Annotated in this window: 18 protein-coding genes; 2 read left to right on the top strand and 16 right to left on the bottom strand. The window is 43.3% G+C overall.

What is annotated here, in order from left to right; translation table 11 throughout:
• Window positions 1-31: 31 nt before the first annotated feature.
• Window positions 32-613 carry an aminoacyl-tRNA hydrolase gene (pth, locus tag ACESZG_RS12910; RefSeq protein WP_144136780.1) on the bottom strand — a complete coding sequence of 194 codons (582 nt, stop codon included), beginning with the start codon at window positions 611-613 and terminating at the stop codon, window positions 32-34.
• Between the two features lie 99 nt (window positions 614-712).
• Between pth and ACESZG_RS12905 the strand changes: the two genes are divergently transcribed.
• A complete protein-coding gene (locus ACESZG_RS12905; protein ID WP_368230103.1) occupies window positions 713-784 on the top strand; it encodes a DUF6783 domain-containing protein in 72 nt (23 codons plus the stop codon).
• Here ACESZG_RS12905 and ACESZG_RS12900 read toward each other — a convergent pair.
• The 8 genes from ACESZG_RS12900 to ACESZG_RS12865 form a co-directional block, all read right to left on the bottom strand.
• The gene (locus tag ACESZG_RS12900) at window positions 777-1,727 is read right to left on the bottom strand and encodes a GTP-binding protein (protein ID WP_008707706.1); all 951 of its coding nucleotides are present in this window, start codon (window positions 1,725-1,727) and stop codon (window positions 777-779) included. The genes ACESZG_RS12905 and ACESZG_RS12900 overlap by 8 nt on opposite strands.
• Window positions 1,728-1,882: 155 nt before the next feature.
• Window positions 1,883-3,091, bottom strand: coding sequence for a CobW family GTP-binding protein (locus ACESZG_RS12895; protein WP_288547374.1), 1,209 nt, complete (start codon window positions 3,089-3,091; stop codon window positions 1,883-1,885).
• A 336-nt stretch (window positions 3,092-3,427) separates the two neighbouring features.
• Window positions 3,428-3,661: a hypothetical protein gene (locus ACESZG_RS12890; RefSeq protein ID WP_022379952.1), complete on the bottom strand. Its 234-nt coding sequence runs from the start codon at window positions 3,659-3,661 to the stop codon at window positions 3,428-3,430.
• A 213-nt stretch (window positions 3,662-3,874) separates the two neighbouring features.
• On the bottom strand, window positions 3,875-5,761 hold the full coding sequence (gene glgB, locus ACESZG_RS12885; RefSeq protein WP_373218477.1) for a 1,4-alpha-glucan branching protein GlgB: 1,887 nt from the start codon (window positions 5,759-5,761) through the stop codon (window positions 3,875-3,877).
• Window positions 5,762-6,174: 413 nt separating this feature from the next.
• A complete protein-coding gene (locus ACESZG_RS12880; protein ID WP_118338808.1) occupies window positions 6,175-7,527 on the bottom strand; it encodes a polysaccharide deacetylase family protein in 1,353 nt (450 codons plus the stop codon).
• 116 nt (window positions 7,528-7,643) lie between these two features.
• Window positions 7,644-8,924 (bottom strand): trigger factor, encoded by a 1,281-nt coding sequence (gene tig, locus ACESZG_RS12875; protein ID WP_373218474.1) that lies wholly within the window; start codon window positions 8,922-8,924, stop codon window positions 7,644-7,646.
• 18 nt (window positions 8,925-8,942) lie between these two features.
• Window positions 8,943-10,397, bottom strand: coding sequence for a polysaccharide deacetylase family protein (locus tag ACESZG_RS12870; protein ID WP_022379935.1), 1,455 nt, complete (start codon window positions 10,395-10,397; stop codon window positions 8,943-8,945).
• A 36-nt stretch (window positions 10,398-10,433) separates the two neighbouring features.
• Window positions 10,434-12,227 (bottom strand): polysaccharide deacetylase family protein, encoded by a 1,794-nt coding sequence (locus ACESZG_RS12865; RefSeq protein ID WP_373218472.1) that lies wholly within the window; start codon window positions 12,225-12,227, stop codon window positions 10,434-10,436.
• A 349-nt stretch (window positions 12,228-12,576) separates the two neighbouring features.
• Between ACESZG_RS12865 and ACESZG_RS12860 the strand changes: the two genes are divergently transcribed.
• Window positions 12,577-13,032, top strand: coding sequence for a hypothetical protein (locus ACESZG_RS12860; protein WP_022379933.1), 456 nt, complete (start codon window positions 12,577-12,579; stop codon window positions 13,030-13,032).
• A 123-nt stretch (window positions 13,033-13,155) separates the two neighbouring features.
• On the opposite strand, the gene ACESZG_RS12855 is transcribed toward ACESZG_RS12860, so the two are convergent.
• From ACESZG_RS12855 to ispE, 7 genes are all read right to left on the bottom strand, one after another.
• Window positions 13,156-13,602 (bottom strand): DUF1934 domain-containing protein, encoded by a 447-nt coding sequence (locus ACESZG_RS12855; RefSeq protein WP_020993305.1) that lies wholly within the window; start codon window positions 13,600-13,602, stop codon window positions 13,156-13,158.
• Window positions 13,603-13,683: 81 nt separating this feature from the next.
• Entirely contained in the window at window positions 13,684-14,505 is an 822-nt protein-coding gene (murI, locus tag ACESZG_RS12850) for a glutamate racemase (RefSeq protein WP_008707727.1), read from the bottom strand.
• A 42-nt stretch (window positions 14,506-14,547) separates the two neighbouring features.
• Window positions 14,548-14,823, bottom strand: a complete 276-nt coding sequence (locus ACESZG_RS12845) for a hypothetical protein (RefSeq protein WP_062807205.1) — start codon at window positions 14,821-14,823, stop codon at window positions 14,548-14,550.
• Between the two features lie 130 nt (window positions 14,824-14,953).
• A complete protein-coding gene (locus tag ACESZG_RS12840) occupies window positions 14,954-16,639 on the bottom strand; it encodes a GerAB/ArcD/ProY family transporter (protein WP_373218469.1) in 1,686 nt (561 codons plus the stop codon).
• The gene (locus tag ACESZG_RS12835) at window positions 16,636-18,129 is read right to left on the bottom strand and encodes a spore germination protein (RefSeq protein WP_373218484.1); all 1,494 of its coding nucleotides are present in this window, start codon (window positions 18,127-18,129) and stop codon (window positions 16,636-16,638) included. The genes ACESZG_RS12840 and ACESZG_RS12835 overlap by 4 nt, the downstream gene beginning before the upstream one ends.
• A gap of 174 nt (window positions 18,130-18,303) precedes the next feature.
• On the bottom strand, window positions 18,304-19,023 hold the full coding sequence (locus ACESZG_RS12830) for a GntR family transcriptional regulator (protein WP_008707732.1): 720 nt from the start codon (window positions 19,021-19,023) through the stop codon (window positions 18,304-18,306).
• Window positions 19,013-19,891 (bottom strand): 4-(cytidine 5'-diphospho)-2-C-methyl-D-erythritol kinase, encoded by an 879-nt coding sequence (gene ispE / locus ACESZG_RS12825; RefSeq protein ID WP_022379930.1) that lies wholly within the window; start codon window positions 19,889-19,891, stop codon window positions 19,013-19,015. Before ispE ends, ACESZG_RS12830 begins: the two co-directional genes overlap by 11 nt.
• Window positions 19,892-19,920 lie beyond the last annotated feature (29 nt).

The following is a 19,920-nucleotide window of genomic DNA, read 5'->3' as shown; positions in this document are numbered from 1 at the left end:
TTTGCTGAACAATCATCTATTTCCTGTCTGCTTATTTCTGTACAGGTACTTTTCTGTTATATTCGTTCATGGCTGCATCTGTACCCTGTGTGATTATGATATCCACAGCCTTTGCCGCCTTTGCTATTGCTTCATCCACAAGTTTCCTGTCTTCTGTGGAAAATCTGCCAAGTACATGATCTGCCAGATCCCATCCCTTCGGCTTTGCACCAACTCCTACTTTAATACGGAGAAATTTCTCTGTGCCAAGCTGGCGGATAATATCTTTGATCCCGTTATGTCCACCCGCACTTCCCTGCTTGCGGATGCGAAGCTGCCCGGGCTCCAGATCAATATCATCATAAATAACAATAAGCTCTGATTCCGGATCAATTTTAAAATAATTCGCCATCTCACGAACAGGACCGCCACTCAGGTTCATAAAAGAAAGTGGCTTCATAAGAATCACTTTCTCTCCGCCGATCATGGTTTTACCGTACATGGCATTAAATTTCACACCACCCTGAGGGACATTGTAATCCTCTACCAGACGGTCAACGGTATCAAATCCCATATTGTGGCGTGTTGCTTCATACTGTTTCCCGGGATTTCCCAGGCCAACTACTAAATACATATATGTGTCTCCTGCTTAATTTAACACCATTTTCCGGAATTACCATACCTGTCCTGATGTCAAATTTATTTTTTACATACTCTAAAGTGTGTTTAAAAAATCAATCTTATAAATTGTGACGCACATCTTGCGGGAATGATTTTTCAGACACGCTCTAAGATAATTAATTAAAATATACCATCTCTTCCTTAAGCGGCTCGCATTCTTTCACATCACTTGCATAAAGAACAATGCCCTCACCCTGATATTCTGTACGGTTCTCAAATGCGACCTTCGCTGTTACTTCTACCCAACTGCCCTCTTTGATATGCGGTGCATAATCGCTTCTGCACACGTATCCAAGGAAAGTGGTATCATCTGCGCAGCAGGTCATTGCCACACGTCCCGGAACAAAGAATTTACTTCCCATTCCACGTGGTTTCATGACACGTCCTTTAAAGCGGACAATTTTGTCTACATATTTATCCGGATTATCCATGGCATCCACAAACCAGATACCATAATCTTCCGGTGGAATCTCAATGATCGGTGCATTGATATCAAACGGCATCTCATCCTGGAAAATGTCATCCATCTCGCCCTCTTCATTTTCAAAGATAACCTCTGCACTCTGATTTGCAACCTTGATCCCACGTCTGTATGCAGGAAGCGGATCTCCCTCTTTACAGCGGTTAAATACAACCATATCTGTATTTCTGATCATATCCATGAACAGAGATTTCATGTTTGCCATATAAACCTGATAAGTAGTTGCATCCACACAGGTAATCTCCTGCTCAATTCCCCAGCCTTCCGGAAGCTCCATCTGCTCAAACTTACTTACAAGCCACATTCCGTTGTACTCGATCACAACACGCTCCGGCTGATGGATGATATCCATGGCAGCCAGACGCTGTGGTGTCAGATCTTCTTCATCCTCGATCACTTCCACAACTGTGTTTGTAAGTTTCAGTTTATCCATATCATATTCTTCTTCGCCTTCTTCGCAAAGAATCAACAGAGTTTTGCCGTCAATGGCAAAATACTCCTGCTGCAGTGTAAAATCCAGGAAAGTAGTCTTTCCGCTTTCCAGGAATCCCGTAACCAAATAAATGGGAACTCTGATATCATCCATCATATAATTTATTCCTTTATCTTTATTCTGATTCTGTTATTATCTGCCGAAATCATTCAGTCGCGCATCTATGGCGAGGATTTCACACTCTGATGAGCTGAATCCAGATGCAGTATTTTAGAGGATTGCCATAAATCGCTGTTTCCTCATAATCATTATGCAAGCCCGAATAATTCTGCAAGCTTATCTTCTTTCAGTTTGGAGCCGATCACGCAGAGACGACCTGTGTATTCCGGTGCACCTTCACGGATCTCTGTTTCCTCCGGAACCATGTCAAAATAAATCCATGTTCCGTCTTCTGCAGGAAGCATTCCCTTTGCACGAAGAATAATACCGTAATCTTCAGAAGCGGAAAGAGCCTCAAGCATCTTCTCAAGACCTTCTCTTGTGTATTTCTTAATCGTCTCACGTCCCCAGCTTGTAAATACCTCATCTGCGTGATGATGGTGATGATCATGATGATCATGTCCGCAGCCGCATTCATGGTCGTGATCGTGGTGATGATGCTCATGTTCCTCATGATCATGTCCACAGCCGCATTCATGGTCGTGGTCATGGTGATGATGTTCATGTTCTTCGTGATCATGTCCACAGCCACATTCATGGTCGTGGTCATGGTGATGATGTTCATGTTCTTCGTGATCATGTCCACAGCCACATTCATGATCATGGTCGTGATCGTGATGATGATGCTCTCCATGTTCATGTACATGTCCGCACTCCGGGCATACCTCTTCCTCAGACATCAGTTCTTCCTCAAGAGATACCGGTTTCTCCATAACCTCAAGGATTTTCTTTCCGTCCAGTTTCTCAATCGGAGTGGTGATGATAGCAGCTTTCGCATTAATTCCACGAAGAAGTTCCATTGCCTGCTGTGCTTTCTTCTCATCAATGATATCTGTACGGCTCATGATAATCGCACCTGCATATTCAACCTGATTATCAAAGAACTCACCAAAGTTTCTCATATACATTTTGCACTTCTTTGCATCAACTACAGTTGTATAGCTGTTCAGAACGATATCCACATCTCCCTGAACACCCTGTACTGCCTTGATAACATCTGAAAGTTTACCAACACCTGATGGCTCGATCAGGATTCTGTCCGGATGATATTTGTCCACAACCTCTTTCAGAGAAGTGCCGAAATCTCCCACTAATGAACAGCAGATACATCCGGAATTCATTTCACGGATCTGGATTCCCGCTTCCTTCAGGAAACCACCGTCAATACCAATCTCACCAAATTCGTTCTCGATCAGTACAACCTGCTCATCTGCATAAGCCTCTTTCAGAAGTTTCTTAATCAATGTAGTTTTACCGGCTCCAAGGAAACCGGAAATAATATCAATCTTAGTTGCCATTGTCTTATTTCTCCTCTTCGTTAAAATTTATATTTCTGAATAACTGCCATATAGCCGTCATTTTTTATATTCTGCCATTTTTATGAACAAACAGAATAACTTTTGGAACTGCCATCATTATCTGTCTGTTTATATATTTACCTATAACGTACTCATTATACATAAGATATCCAATGTATTCAAGTCTGCCATCAACGCACTTTGACCAGGAAACGCCTGTGCCCCCTGGTTTACAAATATCCTGCAGCTGTTCAATACCTTCAGAACAACCTGCCTGTTCACATCAAAGAAAGGGGCATGATCCACCATCATGCCCCCGCCTGTATACACTAATGATCAACCATTGATCATAAAGCTCATTAATTTATCAATATCGTCTTTCTCATAAGCAACGATCTCAAGTTCCGGAATCTCTCCGCCTGAGAAAATGTTTGCCAGAGATACATACTGGGATAATTTAGATTTAAGGTTCAGTCTGTCACCTTCGCCTGTTACTAATTCTACTCTGCCTTCGCAGCTGTCAACTACAGAAAAAAATTTATCGATGTCTTTAATGTTAGATACTTTCATGTTCATTCTCCTTTCAACATGGAAACCATTATTCTCTCTATTCCTTGTGTTCGCGATAATTATAACGCAGATAAATTTCAAAAGCAATTATTTATATTTCACGAATTTTTCATATATTATCGGGCTTACCCTGCAATATTGTCAAATAAATAACATGCCCCTGACAATAATTCTCTCAGATATTCACATATACCCCGAAATCATCCCTCAAAATTAATATGTAAAAATCGCAACCCCATAAGCCGGCAACGGATATGCGAAGGAAAACTCTCTGTTATCACATTCCTGTTTCACTGCCTTAAATGTCTTTGGCTGCTCCAGAAGTCCATTCTCGTCCATAATCAGCTTGTACTGTTTTTTCTTCGGAACACCAACCCTGTAATCCGGACGGTCAACAGGTGTAAAGTTAACTATGTAAAGAATATTGTTTCTCTTTGTAGGAGACTTTCTCACAAAGCTGAAAATACTTCTGTCCCCGTCATCCGCATTGATCCACTCAAATCCTTCCGGATTATTATCACCGGCATAAAGTGCCGGATATTTCTTATAAATAGTCAGGAGATCATGCACATAATTCTGAAGTTCCTTGTGTGGCTCTTCATTCAGAAGGAACCAGTCAAGTTCTCTCTCCTCACTCCATTCACGAAGCTGTCCGAATTCCTGTCCCATGAACAGAAGCTTCTTACCCGGATGGCAGTTCATAAATGAATAGGCAGCCTTTAAATTCCTGAATTTGTCCGGTAACTCTCCCGGCATCTTCTCAATCATGGAGCATTTCAGATGAACCACCTCATCATGAGAAAGAACTAATACATATCTCTCACTGTATGCATATGACATGGAGAAAGTCATCTTATTATGATTAAATTTACGGAAATACGGATCCAGCTTCATATATTCCAGGAAGTCATTCATCCATCCCATATTCCACTTCAGACTAAAACCAAGTCCGTCCTTCTCTGCATCCCCTGTAACCATTGGCCATGCAGTAGATTCCTCAGCGATCATCACAGTTCCATGATTCCTTCCAAGAACTACTGTATTCAGATGCTTAAAGAATTCAATAGCCTCCAGATTCTGATTTCCGCCATATTTATTTGCGATCCATTCTCCATCCTTCTTACCATAATCAAGATAAAGCATGGAAGCAACAGCATCCACACGAAGTCCGTCTACGTGGCACTCCTCCACCCAGTAAAGGGCATTTGCGATCAGGAAGTTCTTAACCTCCGGGCGTCCGTAATTATAAATCTTGGTACCCCAGTCCGGATGTTCTCCCTGTCTCGGATCTGCGTGCTCATACACTGCGGTTCCGTCAAAGTTCGCAAGACCATGGGCATCTTTCGGGAAATGTGCAGGTACCCAGTCAAGGATAACTCCAATCTTATTCTGATGTAAATAATCCACCATATACTTGAAATCCTGCGGCGTTCCATATCTGGAAGTCGGTGCATAATATCCGGTCACCTGATATCCCCAGGAACCGTCAAAAGGATGCTCTGCGATTCCCATAAGCTCTACATGGGTATATCCCATTTCCTTCACATAAGCTGCCAGGGCATGTGCGAATTCTCTATAGTTATAAAATCCTTTTTCATTTTCCTCTGACTGCGGATGCTTCTTCCATGAACCCGGATGAACCTCATAGATTGCCATAGGCTCTACCTGCTCATCAAACTTCTCTCTGTTCTTGATCCATGTGGCATCCTTCCATTTATAGTTTGTGATATCTGTGATCCTGGAGGCTGTACCCGGACGGAGTTCAGCTTCATTTGCATAAGGATCTGCTTTATATAGCTTCTCTCCATGCGCACCCACGATAAAGAATTTATACAGCTGTCCGATCTTTGCCCCCGGAACAAACACTTCATAAACACCGATCGGCCCAACCTTCTCCATCGGGTTTGCTTCTTCCTCCCAGTCATTAAATTCACCGATTACAGAAACAGACTGTGCATTCGGTGCCCAGACCGCAAAATATACACCTTTTTTTCGTCTGTATGTAGTCGGATGGGCACCCAGTTTCTTATATACTTCATAATTGGTTCCCTGTCCAAATAAATATTGATCCAAATCCGTAAATTTCATACTCACACCCATCTGGAGTCCTCCCTTAACTTCGGTTTCTATCTTTTTTGCAGATACTGATTCCATAAAATAATACTGTAACAGGATATCTTACGTTACTGTTCACTCCATTCTCAGTAACGTAGCCAAAGTTCATTCCAGATTGCCTGCGGCAATGGAATTTTGGCGTATGAACAGTAACTATCTTACAGCAAGTTCAATCAGGAATACGAACTGACTTTTAGTCATTCTATAAGCCTTATTATACCAACGGACATTCCATACGTCAATTAAAAATATGTGTATATTTAACAATTTTTTTATATATTTTATGTGTTTTTTGTAAAAAACATAAAGAGCAAAGAAGTACCATTGCTCTCTTCTTTGCTCTTTCGTATATTCGTAATTCTTCTGTATGGTCCACACTGCAGGATTGCATATGTTTTTTATTCCGTTCCATCTCCGTAATCTACAGAATCATCACTGTAATCTTCCGAATCATCTGAACTTCCATCATCATAACTTCCGTCATCCGAACTTCCATCATCATAACTTCCACCGTCTGAACTTCCATCCGAATAATCCCCACTTCCATCTGAGGAATCTGTGCTTCCGTCAGAAGAATCTGCGCTTGCATCAGATGTACCATCTGTTCCGTCTGCAGAAGCTGCTGCATCGGAACCGCCCTGATATCCCGGCACGCCTCCATTACTGAGTGTACTCGGCCAGAAATCCACATAACATGCATTCTGTAAGGTCACATTCTTGGCTTCTGCCATCTCACTTACCGTTACAAGTTTATATCCCTGTGCAATAAGATCCGGTATCAGTCTCAGAGCAGCCTTTACAGATGGCTCATGAATATCATGCATCAGGATGATAGTTCCATCTGTCAGATCTCCATTCATTACCGCGTTATAGTCTGCATCTGCATCCATAAGTTTCCAGTCTTCTGTGTCCAGCGACCACATAAAGAACGGCTTATTTACAGTATTATAAATATCTGAATTTCCATCACCGTAAGGTGCACGTGCCACACTCGCCCCCTGACCACATGCCTGAATTAATGCGTCATCTGTATCAGAGAACTGCTTTGCAACTGCGTCAAGATCAATTGTCGTCAGCTGTGTATGATCCCAGGAATGACTTCCAACCTCACATCCAAGTTCCAGCATACGTTTTGGCGCATCCGGATATGCACTGACATTCTGACCAAGCATAAAGAATGTTGCATGAGCATTATTCTGTTCCAGGCAATCCAGCAATTCATCTGTATACTGTCCCGGACCATCATCAAAAGTCAGTGCCAGCATCGGACGTACCTTACTCGGATCATAAGATCCGTCTTCATTAAAGTAATAATCCTTCACTCCCTTTTCTACCCATCCTGTCTGTATATATCCGTTTTCGTCAAAAGAATAGGTAACACCATCTATATCCTGAAATCCATTTGAAAAATATGTACCATCTGTATTCTGATACCACTTTCCGTTAGCATCCTCATGCCATCCGGCTGTCATCGCGGCAATCTTATCTGTATCTGATTTACCCTTCAATGGCTGTCTCACCGCAGCATCGGAATTTGCCTGAACTTCTTCTGTATCTGCCTGAGCCTGCACAGTCTGATCACTGCTTCCGCCTCCGGCTACATGATGTGCGATCGGAATAATAATTCCTCTCACCACAAACACCACCGCCAGAATCATGCCAATAACACAAAGTCCGATCTTTGTATAATGCCTGATCATCATCTGACGTTTTTTTCTGCGCATTCTTTCGCGCAACACCCTCTTATCCATGGTTTCCTTTCCCCGCTTCTTTTTGTTAATTAGTCCCTGACAGCGTACATCACAGTACGGAGTAATCCACTTTTATCAATAATCATAACTCATTTATCAGGTAAATACAATGCCAATTATTCACTCTGATCAACATCTTCCGTACCTAATTCCTCTTCCAGATTCTCATCTACATCTGAATTGTCCTGTCCGGAATCATCAGTATCTTCATCTGATACATTCTGATCACTGTCCTGTTCCGCATTTTCTGCCGCAGCATCTGCATCATCTGCCAGCACATCACCATTTGCGACTTTCTCACTCACACTCGCATTTTTTATAATGAACTCCTCCACTCTGAGAAGTCCGACTGATTCATCTACATAATCCTGTCCGTAAGTTCCAACCAACTCTGCAATACTGGAAACACCCATCTGTTCTACCAGTTTATCCTGCAGCTGAAGGCTCTCTTTGTCGTCAAGTGACAGTCCCTCTGCATCCATAATCCCCTGCACGATCAGGTTCTGCTTAACCTTACCCTCTGCATACTGCTGACATTGTTCATCAAAATCATCCTGCGAAATACCCTGACTGTCTGTAAACTCTTCCAGAGTCATGTCGGCCTGTTTTGCATAAACTTCCATACTCTTCTTAAATTCAGAAACAGCCTTATCCACATCTTCCTGTGGGTATTCTTTTACTTCAGAGTTCTCAAGCACTGTACTCCATGCAGTATTCTTAAGAACCTCCTGCGCAGATTCCTTTGCGTTTTTCTCAAGTTCACTGCGAATACTCTCACGATAATCATCTACTGTTGTATAATCAGTGTTCTTTGCAACCCATTCATCTGTAAGTTCTCCTTCACGCCGCACGTTCTGCACCGTAACCTTGTATATAACTTCCTTACCTGCCAGAGTTTCGTCTGCATAGTCTGACGGGAAATCAATTTTAATCTCCTTTGTGTCACCCTTCTTCATCCCGATCACACCATTTTCAAACTCCTCAAACATCTGTCCGTCGCCGATCACAAAGTCATAATTATTGGCAGTACCACCGTCAAAAGTCTGTCCGTCTTTAGTGCCTGTATAATTTACAGTCACCAGATCCCCTTCTTTTGCCGCATCAGATACAGGTTCTGCCTTATCTTTCAGATCCTCATCGATCTGCGCCTGTACATCATCGTCAGTGATCGCATCCACCGTATTGTCCAGAGTCAGTCCTTTATATTCTCCGATCGTAATATATTTCTCTACATTCTCAATAGAAACAAGACGCGTAGTTCCTGTCTCTGCTTTCTTCCCGTCAGCAGCTCCTTCTGTCTTTGTACCGTCTGTGATAACAGCACCGCCATCACCACACGCAGATGCTGTCAGTGCAAAACAAACTGCAAGCATGGCAAGATATATTTTTTTCTTCATAATAATCAATACTCCCTTCTACATTCCAGGTACCGGAGTTGGTCTTGAAGAATCCCATACTTCCGATACATCAAAAAGATCACTGAGCATTTCCGGATTATAATACATTCTGTATCCATCCAGATTTCTTCTTCCCTGTCGAAAATAATCATCTGTAATCTGTACAAAATACTGACTGGAATCTACATTACAGAAATAGCGGTATCCCTGACTCTTATAAAACTCATATTTCTCATTGTCTGCCGAATATCCTTCCCAGCTTCCGATATCCGCACCAAATGCAAAAATGATCATATCTGTTTCTCCAAGTATGGGAGCCACATATTTCTTCCATTTTTTATCATCTCTTTTCAGATCATCCAGAGAAGTGGCAGCCACATCCTTATGTCCCCATGTATGGCTTGCAAATTCCCAGCCTTCTGCCTTCATAGCCTTAGCTACCTTTTTTGCATTTTTCACTTCCTGCTTATAGTTAAAATCCGGATGATCTTCCAGGAATTTTTTCTGATCATCCTGCAGTTTTTTTCCGGTCTTATATGCAATATCCGTACGATATCCCAGAACACCGTCATAACCTGTCATTGCAAGGATTCCCTTTCTTCCATGATAGGAAAAATCCGGATGTTCTTTTACAAAAGTATCGATCAGCGGAACCATATCATAATCCCCTGTGGAAACACTTCCGTCATCCTCAATATATTCGTTCTTAACCTCACCATTGGAATCCACTACAAGTTTCGATGCGAAACCATCTCCGTCCATATAGTGATAATAACTTACATCATCCTGAGAAAGCACAAATGGAATTTTTCCCGGCGGCAGCATAATACTGCCTCTGGACATAGTTCCGTCCTCATTGATAACCGCCATGTCGTGCGGACTGACCATGACATATCCCTTATCATACATACTCTGTATGATTTTGTTAAACTCATCAATTGTTGTCATATACTGGTTATATCCATTACTGTCTGAATCCCCGTCAAATGCTCTGGCAGTGTCTTTGATCAGTGTATGGAAGAACACGTGCGTGATCTGCTCCAGCGGATATTCTGTACAGGTGGCTTTCGTATTTTCGTAATCCGAAACTGCACTCTGCATATCCGTATTACTTTCGTAATCCGGCTGACTCTTAAGCAGTTCTATGGCGCCATCATAATCATACTGTACAGCCATAAGCGCTGCCTGCTCCATAGGATTTTCCTGTTTCTCATCTGCCTCTTCTGTATCTTCGTTGTCAGTCTGCTCTCCCTCATTCAGACCATCATCCTGCTGTGTATCTTCTGTACTTTTCTCTGTATCAGCATCCTGTTCATCAATTGTCTGCTGTTCTGTTTTTTTCTCAGTTTCCGCATTTTCAGCTCTGGAACTCAGAAATGGAATATCCTGTTCAAACGGAATGAGCCCACATCCGCTTACTCCTAACGAAATACTCAAAATAGCTGCTGTTACACATGCTATCCTTTTTCTCATATATTGTCCCCTTTCAGTTATGCACAGAGATCATACTCACCCCATAGTTGGAACCGGCACCGGTCTGGAAGAATCAAACACAGACTGTGCATCAAACAGATCTGAGAGAAGTTCCGGATTATAGTACATTCTGTATCCGTCCAGATTTCTTCTTCCCTGCCGGAAATAATTACTGCGGATCTGCACAAAATACTGGCTTGAATCCACATTACAGTAATAATTATAGCCCTGGCTCTTAAGATATTCGAACTTCTCCCCCGAATAATCTTCAACACTGGTAAGATCTGCTCCAAATGCAAAAATAATAATATCTGTTCCGCCTATCAGAGGATCAACATTCTCTTTAAACTTCTGTGTATCTGCCTGTAATCTCTCCAAACTGATCTGACTTACATTCTGATGTCCCCATGTGTGGCTTGCAAACAGCCAGCCTTCATCTTTCATAGCCTGCGCTACTCTGGCTGCATTTTCTCTCTCTGTATTCAGATTAAAATCCGGATGCTCATCCAGCCATTTTACTTTATCTGCATCCAGATCATCCGGACGGGTTTCATAACTGCTGTCTGTGCGATAACCAAGAATTCCATTGTAACCGGTAAGGGCAACAATTCCTTTAGCACCTCTGTAAGAAAAATCAGGATGTTCCTCTACAAAACGATCGATCAGAGGAACCATATCATAATCGCCTACAGAAATACTGCCATCATCTTCCACATATTCATTGCGGATTTTTCCTTCCTCATCTACGATAAGTTTGGTTGCAAATCCGTCCCCGTCCATATAATGATAATAACACACATCATCCTGCGAAAGCACAAACGGTACTTTACCCGGAGGAAGGAGAATCTCCCCTGCATTCATATTCCCATTCTCATCCGCAGTCGCCATATCATAAATGCTGACCATGACATATCCCTTATCATACATACTCTGAGTAATCTGGTTAAATTCATCAATCGTTGTCATAACCTGATCGTAATCTCCTGACTTGTAATCCCCGTCAAAAGCCTTACCGGTATCTTTGATCAGAGTATGATAAAAGACGTGTGTCACCTGGTCTAACGGCCAGGAAACGCAGGATTCCTTCTTTTTCTGATAAACCTTAACCGCATGCTGAAACTTCTCACTTGTCTGATAAGTCTCACTGTTTTGCAGCATACTTATGGCTTTATCATAATCATACTGTTTTGCAGCATACTTTGCCTGCCTGTAAAGAGTTTTGTCCTCTTCACTCAGTCCATCTGTATCCTGAACTTCAGGTGTCACCGCATTCTCAGCTTCTGCCTCTGCATTTGTCTGCTGAGCTGTTTTTTCTTCTTCTGTTTTCCTGTCTGCAGATTTCACCATCTGCGCAATCTTAACCTGCTGCTCACTGACAAAATTCTGCAGTTCTTCCCCGTAAAATCCTATTCCAATCCCAATTGCAGCGGCCGCCACCACCACTATGCAGCCTGCGATACGCAGTCTTTTTTTTCTGCGGCGAAGTTTATTGCGACGTTCCAGTCTGGCTGCCCTACGGGCTTCATAAGCTTTATTATCATCAAAAAAGAAATCTTCGTCCTCGCTTGCTGCCGGAGGTTCTTCGTCTATCTCTTCTGTATTTGGTTTTTCTTCATTTAGTTTTTCTACATTTGGTTTTTCTGCATTTAGCTCTTCTGCATTTAGTTCTTCTGCATTTGGTTCTTCTGCATTTGGTTCTTCTGCATTTGGTTCTTCTGCATTTAGTTCTTCTGCATTTAGTTCTTCTGCATTTGTCTTTTCTGTATTTACTTTTTCCTTATCTGAAAGTCGCTCCTCTTTCTTCTCAGAGTCGGGCTTTAATTCGCTCATGCTTTTCTCCTTTTTATCATATCCGTTTTTTACTCACAAATTATTCTGTCACAAAATAACTCCACAATTCCCGTTACATATATTATAACCACACATTATGATTCCATCCTGTAAAAATGTCTTTAACTGTTCCGCATATTTACCATTACTGTTCGCTCCGGCAAATATTGTCGCATTACAGTTTTGCTACAATTATAACCTTTCATAATGTAAATTTCTACCGCTTTCCATCCATTAATTCTTTTTTTGCAATTGCGTTTTACCTTATTTAATGATAAAATAATTTTTATGCAATGGACTGTCCGTACCAACAGTCCCTGTGAAAACACATACATTAGGGAGGATGCAAATGAGTACAGTAACAATAGTCCTTCTGGTCATTCTTGTTATCCTGATCGCTGCACTGATCGGTTTATATTTCTTCGGAAAAAAAGCCCAGAAGAAACAGGAAGAACAGCAGGCTCAGATTGAAGCAACTAAACAAACCGTTTCCATGCTGGTTATCGATAAAAAGAGGATGCCACTGAAAGAATCCGGACTTCCTCAGATGGTAATTGAACAGACACCTAAACTTATGCGCCGTTCCAAGCTTCCAATCGTTAAAGCTAAAATCGGACCAAAGATTGCGATCATGATCGCAGATGAGAAGGTTTTCGACCTGATCCCGCTTAAGAAAGAAATCAAAGCCGAAGTAAGCGGTCTTTATATTGTAGGCGTAAAAGGAATCCGCGGTTCCCTTCAGACACCGGCTCCCAAAAAGAAAGGTTTCTTTGCAAAATTCAAGAAAGACAAAACTGCCAGATAAATGCAGTCAGACATATAAACTAAAGGTCAGTGAATCGTGTCATCCATACACACAGATCACTGACCTTTTTCTGTTTGGATCAGACAGATATCTGCAGCGAAGCAGAGAACTTACCAGATCTGATCAAATTGTAAAATTCTTACAGTCCTTTGGCTGTGCCTTAATCGCAAGATAACAGTCTGCCACATGCTCCTGGTTCATATCAAGCGCATAATCCACTTTCATATCAAGACCGCCATCACTCTCCTGCAGATTCAGATTCGTCGCCGCAATCCCCATTTCAATAGTTCCATAGGGAGTGGTATAGTAAGTCATATTCTTCTTACCCTGTTCAAAAACCATATGAACATTGACCACACCTTTCTTGCGGACCTCCATTCCCTTCCGGGAAATTTTTATGTAATTGACGGTAGGTTCTGCAAAATCCTCCATGACTTCCTCATAGCGCAGATAATGACTTCCGTTCCGGAAATAATACTGTCCCGGTACAACAATCTCCAGAGGTTCCTGTTCACCGTCTGCATCCATTGTCTGAAGTCCCCTTACATGAATCAGCACTTCTTTATCCATTCTTCTCATACTCCTGTTTTTATACTGTTCAAAACCTGTTTTTATGTATCTATATTATAACCATTCAGCAATCTGCTGTTTTTAATACTTCTCAATATCTATTTTTTTCGTCATCTCCACATCATATGGAAGAATCGAATTGGCAAACGCCTTAAACTCATCTGCCAGATCACTCACATAGAAGCGATATGGAAATTCATTCTTCTCTGTACCTTCACCGGCAAGTCCTTTTTCCTCCAGAAGCCTTCCCAGCTCCAGTGCGGTTTCATAAGCCGGATTCACCAGACATACTCCGTCTCCCATGATCTTTCTGATGGTGGAACGAAGCAATGGATAATGAGTACATCCCAATATCAGTGTATCCACCTGCTTATCCTGAAGTTCCTTCAGATATCTGGCAGCGACCTCATCAGTCACCGGATCATGAAGCCACCCTTCTTCTACCAGTGGCACAAACAGCGGACATGCTTTGCCGAAAACAGTGATCTCCGGATCCAGATGCTTCAGATACTCTGCATGTATCCCACTTCCTACAGTTCCCACAGTACCAATGATTCCTACCCTCTTATTTCTGGTCTGGGCAGCCGCCACTTTAGCCCCCGGTTCTATCACGCCAATGATGGGAATGTCAAACTCATCCCTCACTGCATCCAGGGCAAAAGCGCTGGCTGTATTACATGCAACCACAATCGCCTTTACCTGCTGCTGCTGAAGAAAACGAATGATCTGCCGGGAATACCGGATGATAGTTTCCTTCGATTTACTTCCGTAAGGCACTCTCGCCGTATCACCAAAATATACGATTTTTTCTGAAGGAAGATTACGCATGATCTCACGCGCAACAGTCAGCCCTCCCACACCGGAATCAAATACTCCTATCGGTGCCTCTCTGTCTATTTTCATTGATTTCTATTCTCCATCTCTATTGATTGTCTCACTATTCTATCACCAATCAAGAGCCTGTGCAAGCCAGAAGGATATCTTTATGTCATCTTTCTGTCCTTTATTTTCCTCAGGGAACTGCGAGAAGCAGAATTTCGGGTACAATGTCCCCCACCATGCAGTAACTGCAGCCTGTTCCTGTCGTCTTTCAGCGATTTTTGTTATCTTACCGGACATTCCCGGCATTGCTCTCATCATAAGAACACCAACAGCTGCCACGAACAGAACAAACGACAGTTTTCTTCTTAATTTTTTGTTCTTACTCTTTTTATTCATCATTGTCCCTCTCTCCTGTTATATCTTATCAGTTACCATATCTGCCTTTGTTATTTTCCTATATATTTTCTTATTTTATATGGAATTTCCAGGCAGCACTTTAATATTTGGATTATGCCAATATTTTCCTGATTTATACTTCCACTTCCAGACTTCCATTTCTGATCTTCACAATCGGAAGTCGCAGGATTTTATCTTCTTTATATTTTTCATAGAAAAGCTCTCTGAGTGTCACAGCCGTAATATTTCCTCCTGACATTCTGTTTCGGATCAGTCCTGTAATATATTCTCCTGCTGATGAATTATCCTCCCCATGCCAGTTCAGGATCTCCCCTGCGTCCTCCGCCTCAAACACATAAAGATCTTCCCCCACAAAAATCTCCTGTTTCAGATAATCCAGCACCATTCTCCATCTTCCGTCCTCCACTAGTGTTCTCCCCATGACCAGAACCTGCAGATGCCCCATATCAAGAAGTTTTTCCTGTGACTGATCATACATTTTTTCAATCCGGGTGAAATCAGCACCACTGATCTGCAGAACCCGGGAACCGCCATCTTCTTCCTCTTTTCCCTGCCCCGTACTCTCAGAAAGATCCGGCATCCCATAGGTAAGACAGATTCCTTCTTCTGAGGCATCCACGCCAAGTGCCATAGGATACATTCTCTTCTCCGGTTCCACAGCCGCACCACATCCGCTCATAAAAAGACTGACTGACAAAATCCCGGTCACCACACCGACTGCCCTTTTCCTCTGCTTCCTGCGGTGTCCCTTTCCTCTGATAAACATATAAAACTGACAGATGAGAATTCCCGGGACGAAAATATGCGCCAGACACCATCCAAAATAATCCAGTATTCCTTTTCCCTCTTCTTCCAGAAGCGAAATCAGGAAAACCAGTGCCAAAAGCCAGAACCTCCCCCTACCAGGATGAGATTTCCCAATAATCTGATTTCCATAATACAGCAGACTCCCTATTGCAAAAAGCAGGCTGTAAAGCAGAAATCCCATCCACAGGATGTCAAATCTGGCCAGTACATTTCCCGGAAGATCTGCGCCTGCCAGCAGAGGCAGGACCGGATAACTTTCCGCCGCTACCCTGTCATATCCCAGAACTGCCGGAAGCAGAAGCTCCATTCCAATAAGAATCCCGCCAAGTGTCAGGATCCCTCCTGCCACCGTCTTTCCCGCACTTCCGTATTTCTCCACATTTCCCAACAGAAATGGCAGCAATGCCACCGGCGAGAAAGCACACAGAGTTCCATAAAAAGACTGACTGACATTTCTCACTGTAAGCTCCTCCCACCGGATTTCTTCCATGAGATATTCCGTTTTTGCCTGTGGCACACAAAGTATCATCATTATCATAATCCCGCCAAGAAGCAGACCACCTGATACTTCCGCCATTCTTCCTCTTCTCTGTACACCTTTGCAGGTTCCGACAGAACATACCAGAATTGCCCAGAATGCAATCCATCGGCCGGATACTCCTGTGATCAGCTTTGCAGGAACCAGCCTCCTGAGAAGTGCCAGCAGATATCCTCCCGCCATCAACACATAGATCAGAAAAAAAATCCCGATCAGCCTTCCCGCAAAAGCACCTGCAGACTTTACCGGATCTTCAAATGAAGGTGTCAGCCGTATCAGCCAGATTACATAAAACCCAAGCAATATCAGCGCAAAAATCATTCCCGCCACTGCACTGATTCCGTTCATTCCACCCTTTCCGAAAACGCAGAGCATAAATGGTGCCAGTAATGCCAGTATCATCTGCCTGTACAGCTGCCTGTGGGAAATTCTGTTATTCTCTGCAAATCTCATGAACCGGACTCCTTTCTCTTCAAACGGATCTTCTGCTCCTCTCTTGCATAAAGCGGTCGTAATACCCTCTTGCGCAGCGGAACTCTCAGAACCCCTTCTCCTCTGCTGCCCTTCTGTTCTTTCTTTATAAAAGGAACCAGATAAGGAATACCAAAACTTATCAGGCCTGCCAGGTGCCCTATAACCAGATATACTCCCAGCACGATTCCGTAAATTCCCAGATAACCTCCCAGGATCAGAAACCCATACTTCACCAGCCGAAATGCTGCTGCAAACTCTTCATTTGGAACAGTCATAGAGCCAAGCGCAGTCAACGCCACGATCATCACCACGATCGGACTCACAAGATTTGCCTCTACCGCTGCCTGTCCGATCACCAGTCCGCCAACAATGCCAATAGCATTTCCCAGAGATCCCGGAACTCTCACCCCAGCCTCCCGAATCAGTTCAAAAGCCAGTTCCAGAAAAATCAGTTCCACCACACTGGAAAAGGGCACTCCTTCCCTCGCCTCCGCAAAAGACAGTATCAGTGCAGATGGCAGAATCTGTGTATGGAAACGTATCACTGCCAGGTAAAGTCCCGGCAGAACAGTCGCCATGATCACAGCCAGATATCGCAGTATTCTGAGAAAGGAAGCCATCTCGAACCTGTGATACCAGTCCTCGCTGCTCTCCATGAAACTGCTAAAATTTCCCGGAAGGATCAATGCTTCCGGAGAATTATCACACAGAATCACAACCTTACCTTTCAGGATTTCCTGCACAGCACGATCCGGACGTTCCGTTGTCTGATACTGAGGAAAAGGAGAATACCACACATCTTCTGTCAGCTGTTCAAGCATACCGCTGTCAAGGATTCCGTCAATCTGAAATTCTTCCAGCCGTTCCTTCACTTCTTCCAGAAGTCCCTCATGTACCAGGTCATCCATGTATAACACCTGCGTTAAGGTATGAGAGCGCACACCGATTTTATATTCTTCCACCTTGAGTCTGGTATCACGAAGCCTTTTTCTTATCAGTGCACTGTTACTTTTCACACTGTCCGAAAATCCTTCCCTGGAACCCCGCAGCACCTTTTCCGATTCTGCCTCCATCACACCTGTGGATGGATAACCTTTGCTGGAGATTTTCATAGCCTTGTCATATCCATCTATGAAAAACACTGCATTCCCTGCAAGCATGGCATCTATGGACTCGTCAAGATTCTCCAGTTTCTTTACATCTGCAATTCCAAGACTGTTATGCCTGATAAATTCCTGAATATCCTCCGGCGAAATCTCCCAGAAATGATTGATCATCTTTCCAAGAGCAGAATCATCCAGCATCATGTTGGAAACCGCAACTTCTATATAGACCATAAGGCAGTCCACCTTATGTTTATCTCCCAGCCGCATGGGACGGATCAGAATATCACTGCAGTTTTCCAGCCTGCTTCGCAGATATTTCTCATTCTCCCTCAGATTTGCAGATACTTTCCGGGATTCTTCCAGTTTCTTCAATAATTTCCCACCTCGTTTCATACCGGTACATCGTTTTCGATGTACCAGACAGATCTGTTGCCAGTCGGCAATATTCCTAAACCCACTTACATACATGGATGCGCAAAAAAAGAGAGGCATCCTGCCTCTCTTAGAATTTCCCGATATTCAGATATTATACCATTCTTATCTGTGTCCCCTGGATTTCTCTTTCTCTGCACGTTCACGTTCTGCATCCTCAGCCTCAATAGAACGCATGATAGCCATTCTCTGATTCTCGATATGCTGGAAAGAAAGCTGTTTCGCGCGTTCTACGTCACGCTCTCTGATCGCCTTTGTCAGTTCCTCATGTTCCTTCACCAGAACATCTCGTGTTTCACCTTCTTTCAGATATTCTACACGATAACGATAAATCTGCTCACGCATATTATTGAGTACCTGGATCAGCCTCTTATTATCAGAAGCCTGATAAATAACCTCATGGAATGCAACGTCAGCCTCCGCAAGCTTAACAAGATTTCCCTCTGCGATCGTATGTTCAAACTCCTTGGCAGCAAGCCAGAGTCTCCTCATTTCTTCTTCAGTCATACGGGCACATGCTTTCTCAATAGCTACATTCTCAAGAGCAATACGAACCTCCAGAACATCATTCAGATCCTTCTCTGTGATATTGGCAACCTGGGCACCACGTCTCGGGATCATCACTACCAGGCCTTCCTGCTCCAGCTTACGCATTGCCTCTCTGATAGGAGTTCTGCTCACGCCAAGTCTCTCTGCCAGCGCAATCTCCATCAGTCTCTCACCAGGTTTCAGTTCGCCCTTCAGGATTGCCTGACGCAGCGTATTAAAAACCACATCCCTTAATGGAAGATATTCATTCATATTTACTGAAAAATCACTTGTCATTTGTATTCCCTCCTGCTTTCGTTACTTCTGTGGCAAAAACCGTCTTCGCCAGCCGGCTCTCTCTGAGAACCTCTGCTGCCGCCTCCATCTTCTCACGATCATCAAAAATTCCGAACACTGTAGGACCACTTCCACTCATCATCGCCTTTAACGCACCATGACTCTCCATCAGTGCTTTGATTTCGCCAATTACAGGATATTTCTCTATAATTCCCGGCTCAAAAACATTTCCCATCTTCTGTGTCATTGCCAGAAGATCTCCACGTTCTATATCTCCTATCATCCCGTCAATATCCGGATGAGAAGAAATCTTATCCAGCTGAAGGCTCTCATAGGCAGCTTTGGTGGAAACATTGATTCCGGGCTTACCGATCAGTACAAAACAGTCCGGCACCTGAGTGATCCTGGTCAATTTCTCCCCGATCCCCTCTGCCAGGGCAGTTCCTCTCATCACACAGTACGGAACATCTGCCCCGATATTCACAGCACGATCCATCAGCTCCTTCTGGCTCAGTCCCAGTTTAAAAAGCCGGTTGATCCCCACCAGTGCAGCTGCCGCATCCGAGCTTCCGCCTGCCATACCTGCTGCCACAGGAATAAATTTCTCAAGATGGATATCCACACCACCCTTAACCTGAAATTCATCCATCAGAAGCTTCGCCGCCTTATACACCAGATTTCGTTCATCATTCGGAATATAGGAATAATTGACAGACAGGGAAATCCCCGGCTTCCTCACCCTCTTCATCTCCAGAACATCATACATCTGTATCGTCTGCATGATCATCCGGACTTCATGATAGCCATCCTCTCTCTTTCTGAGAATATCCAGTCCCAGATTTATCTTCGCCAATGCACGTAAACGCATAAAATCCTCCGTTTCCAACAATATCATCC

The organism is Blautia sp. Marseille-P2398 (assembly GCF_964240315.1).
Lineage (GTDB): Bacteria > Bacillota > Clostridia > Lachnospirales > Lachnospiraceae > Blautia_A > Blautia_A wexlerae.
The sequence above is the reverse complement of the archived record's forward strand: the minus strand, read 5'-3'. Positions and strand labels throughout refer to the sequence as shown.

Excerpts from the sequence above, each read along its gene's own strand:
- pth (WP_144136780.1), bottom strand. The coding sequence starts at position 613 with ATGTATTTAGTAGTTGGCCTGGGAAATCCCGGGAAACAGTATGAAGCA.
- ACESZG_RS12900 (WP_008707706.1), bottom strand. The coding sequence starts at position 1,727 with ATGGATGATATCAGAGTTCCCATTTATTTGGTTACGGGATTCCTGGAA.
- ACESZG_RS12895 (WP_288547374.1), bottom strand. The coding sequence starts at position 3,091 with ATGGCAACTAAGATTGATATTATTTCCGGTTTCCTTGGAGCCGGTAAA.
- ACESZG_RS12890 (WP_022379952.1), bottom strand. The coding sequence starts at position 3,661 with ATGAAAGTATCTAACATTAAAGACATCGATAAATTTTTTTCTGTAGTT.
- glgB (WP_373218477.1), bottom strand. The coding sequence starts at position 5,761 with ATGGGTGTGAGTATGAAATTTACGGATTTGGATCAATATTTATTTGGA.
- ACESZG_RS12880 (WP_118338808.1), bottom strand. The coding sequence starts at position 7,527 with ATGGATAAGAGGGTGTTGCGCGAAAGAATGCGCAGAAAAAAACGTCAG.
- tig (WP_373218474.1), bottom strand. The coding sequence starts at position 8,924 with ATGAAGAAAAAAATATATCTTGCCATGCTTGCAGTTTGTTTTGCACTG.
- ACESZG_RS12870 (WP_022379935.1), bottom strand. The coding sequence starts at position 10,397 with ATGAGAAAAAGGATAGCATGTGTAACAGCAGCTATTTTGAGTATTTCG.
- ACESZG_RS12865 (WP_373218472.1), bottom strand. The coding sequence starts at position 12,227 with ATGAGCGAATTAAAGCCCGACTCTGAGAAGAAAGAGGAGCGACTTTCA.
- ACESZG_RS12860 (WP_022379933.1), top strand. The coding sequence starts at position 12,577 with ATGAGTACAGTAACAATAGTCCTTCTGGTCATTCTTGTTATCCTGATC.
- ACESZG_RS12855 (WP_020993305.1), bottom strand. The coding sequence starts at position 13,602 with ATGGATAAAGAAGTGCTGATTCATGTAAGGGGACTTCAGACAATGGAT.
- murI (WP_008707727.1), bottom strand. The coding sequence starts at position 14,505 with ATGAAAATAGACAGAGAGGCACCGATAGGAGTATTTGATTCCGGTGTG.
- ACESZG_RS12845 (WP_062807205.1), bottom strand. The coding sequence starts at position 14,823 with ATGATGAATAAAAAGAGTAAGAACAAAAAATTAAGAAGAAAACTGTCG.
- ACESZG_RS12840 (WP_373218469.1), bottom strand. The coding sequence starts at position 16,639 with ATGAGATTTGCAGAGAATAACAGAATTTCCCACAGGCAGCTGTACAGG.
- ACESZG_RS12830 (WP_008707732.1), bottom strand. The coding sequence starts at position 19,023 with ATGACAAGTGATTTTTCAGTAAATATGAATGAATATCTTCCATTAAGG.
- ispE (WP_022379930.1), bottom strand. The coding sequence starts at position 19,891 with ATGCGTTTACGTGCATTGGCGAAGATAAATCTGGGACTGGATATTCTC.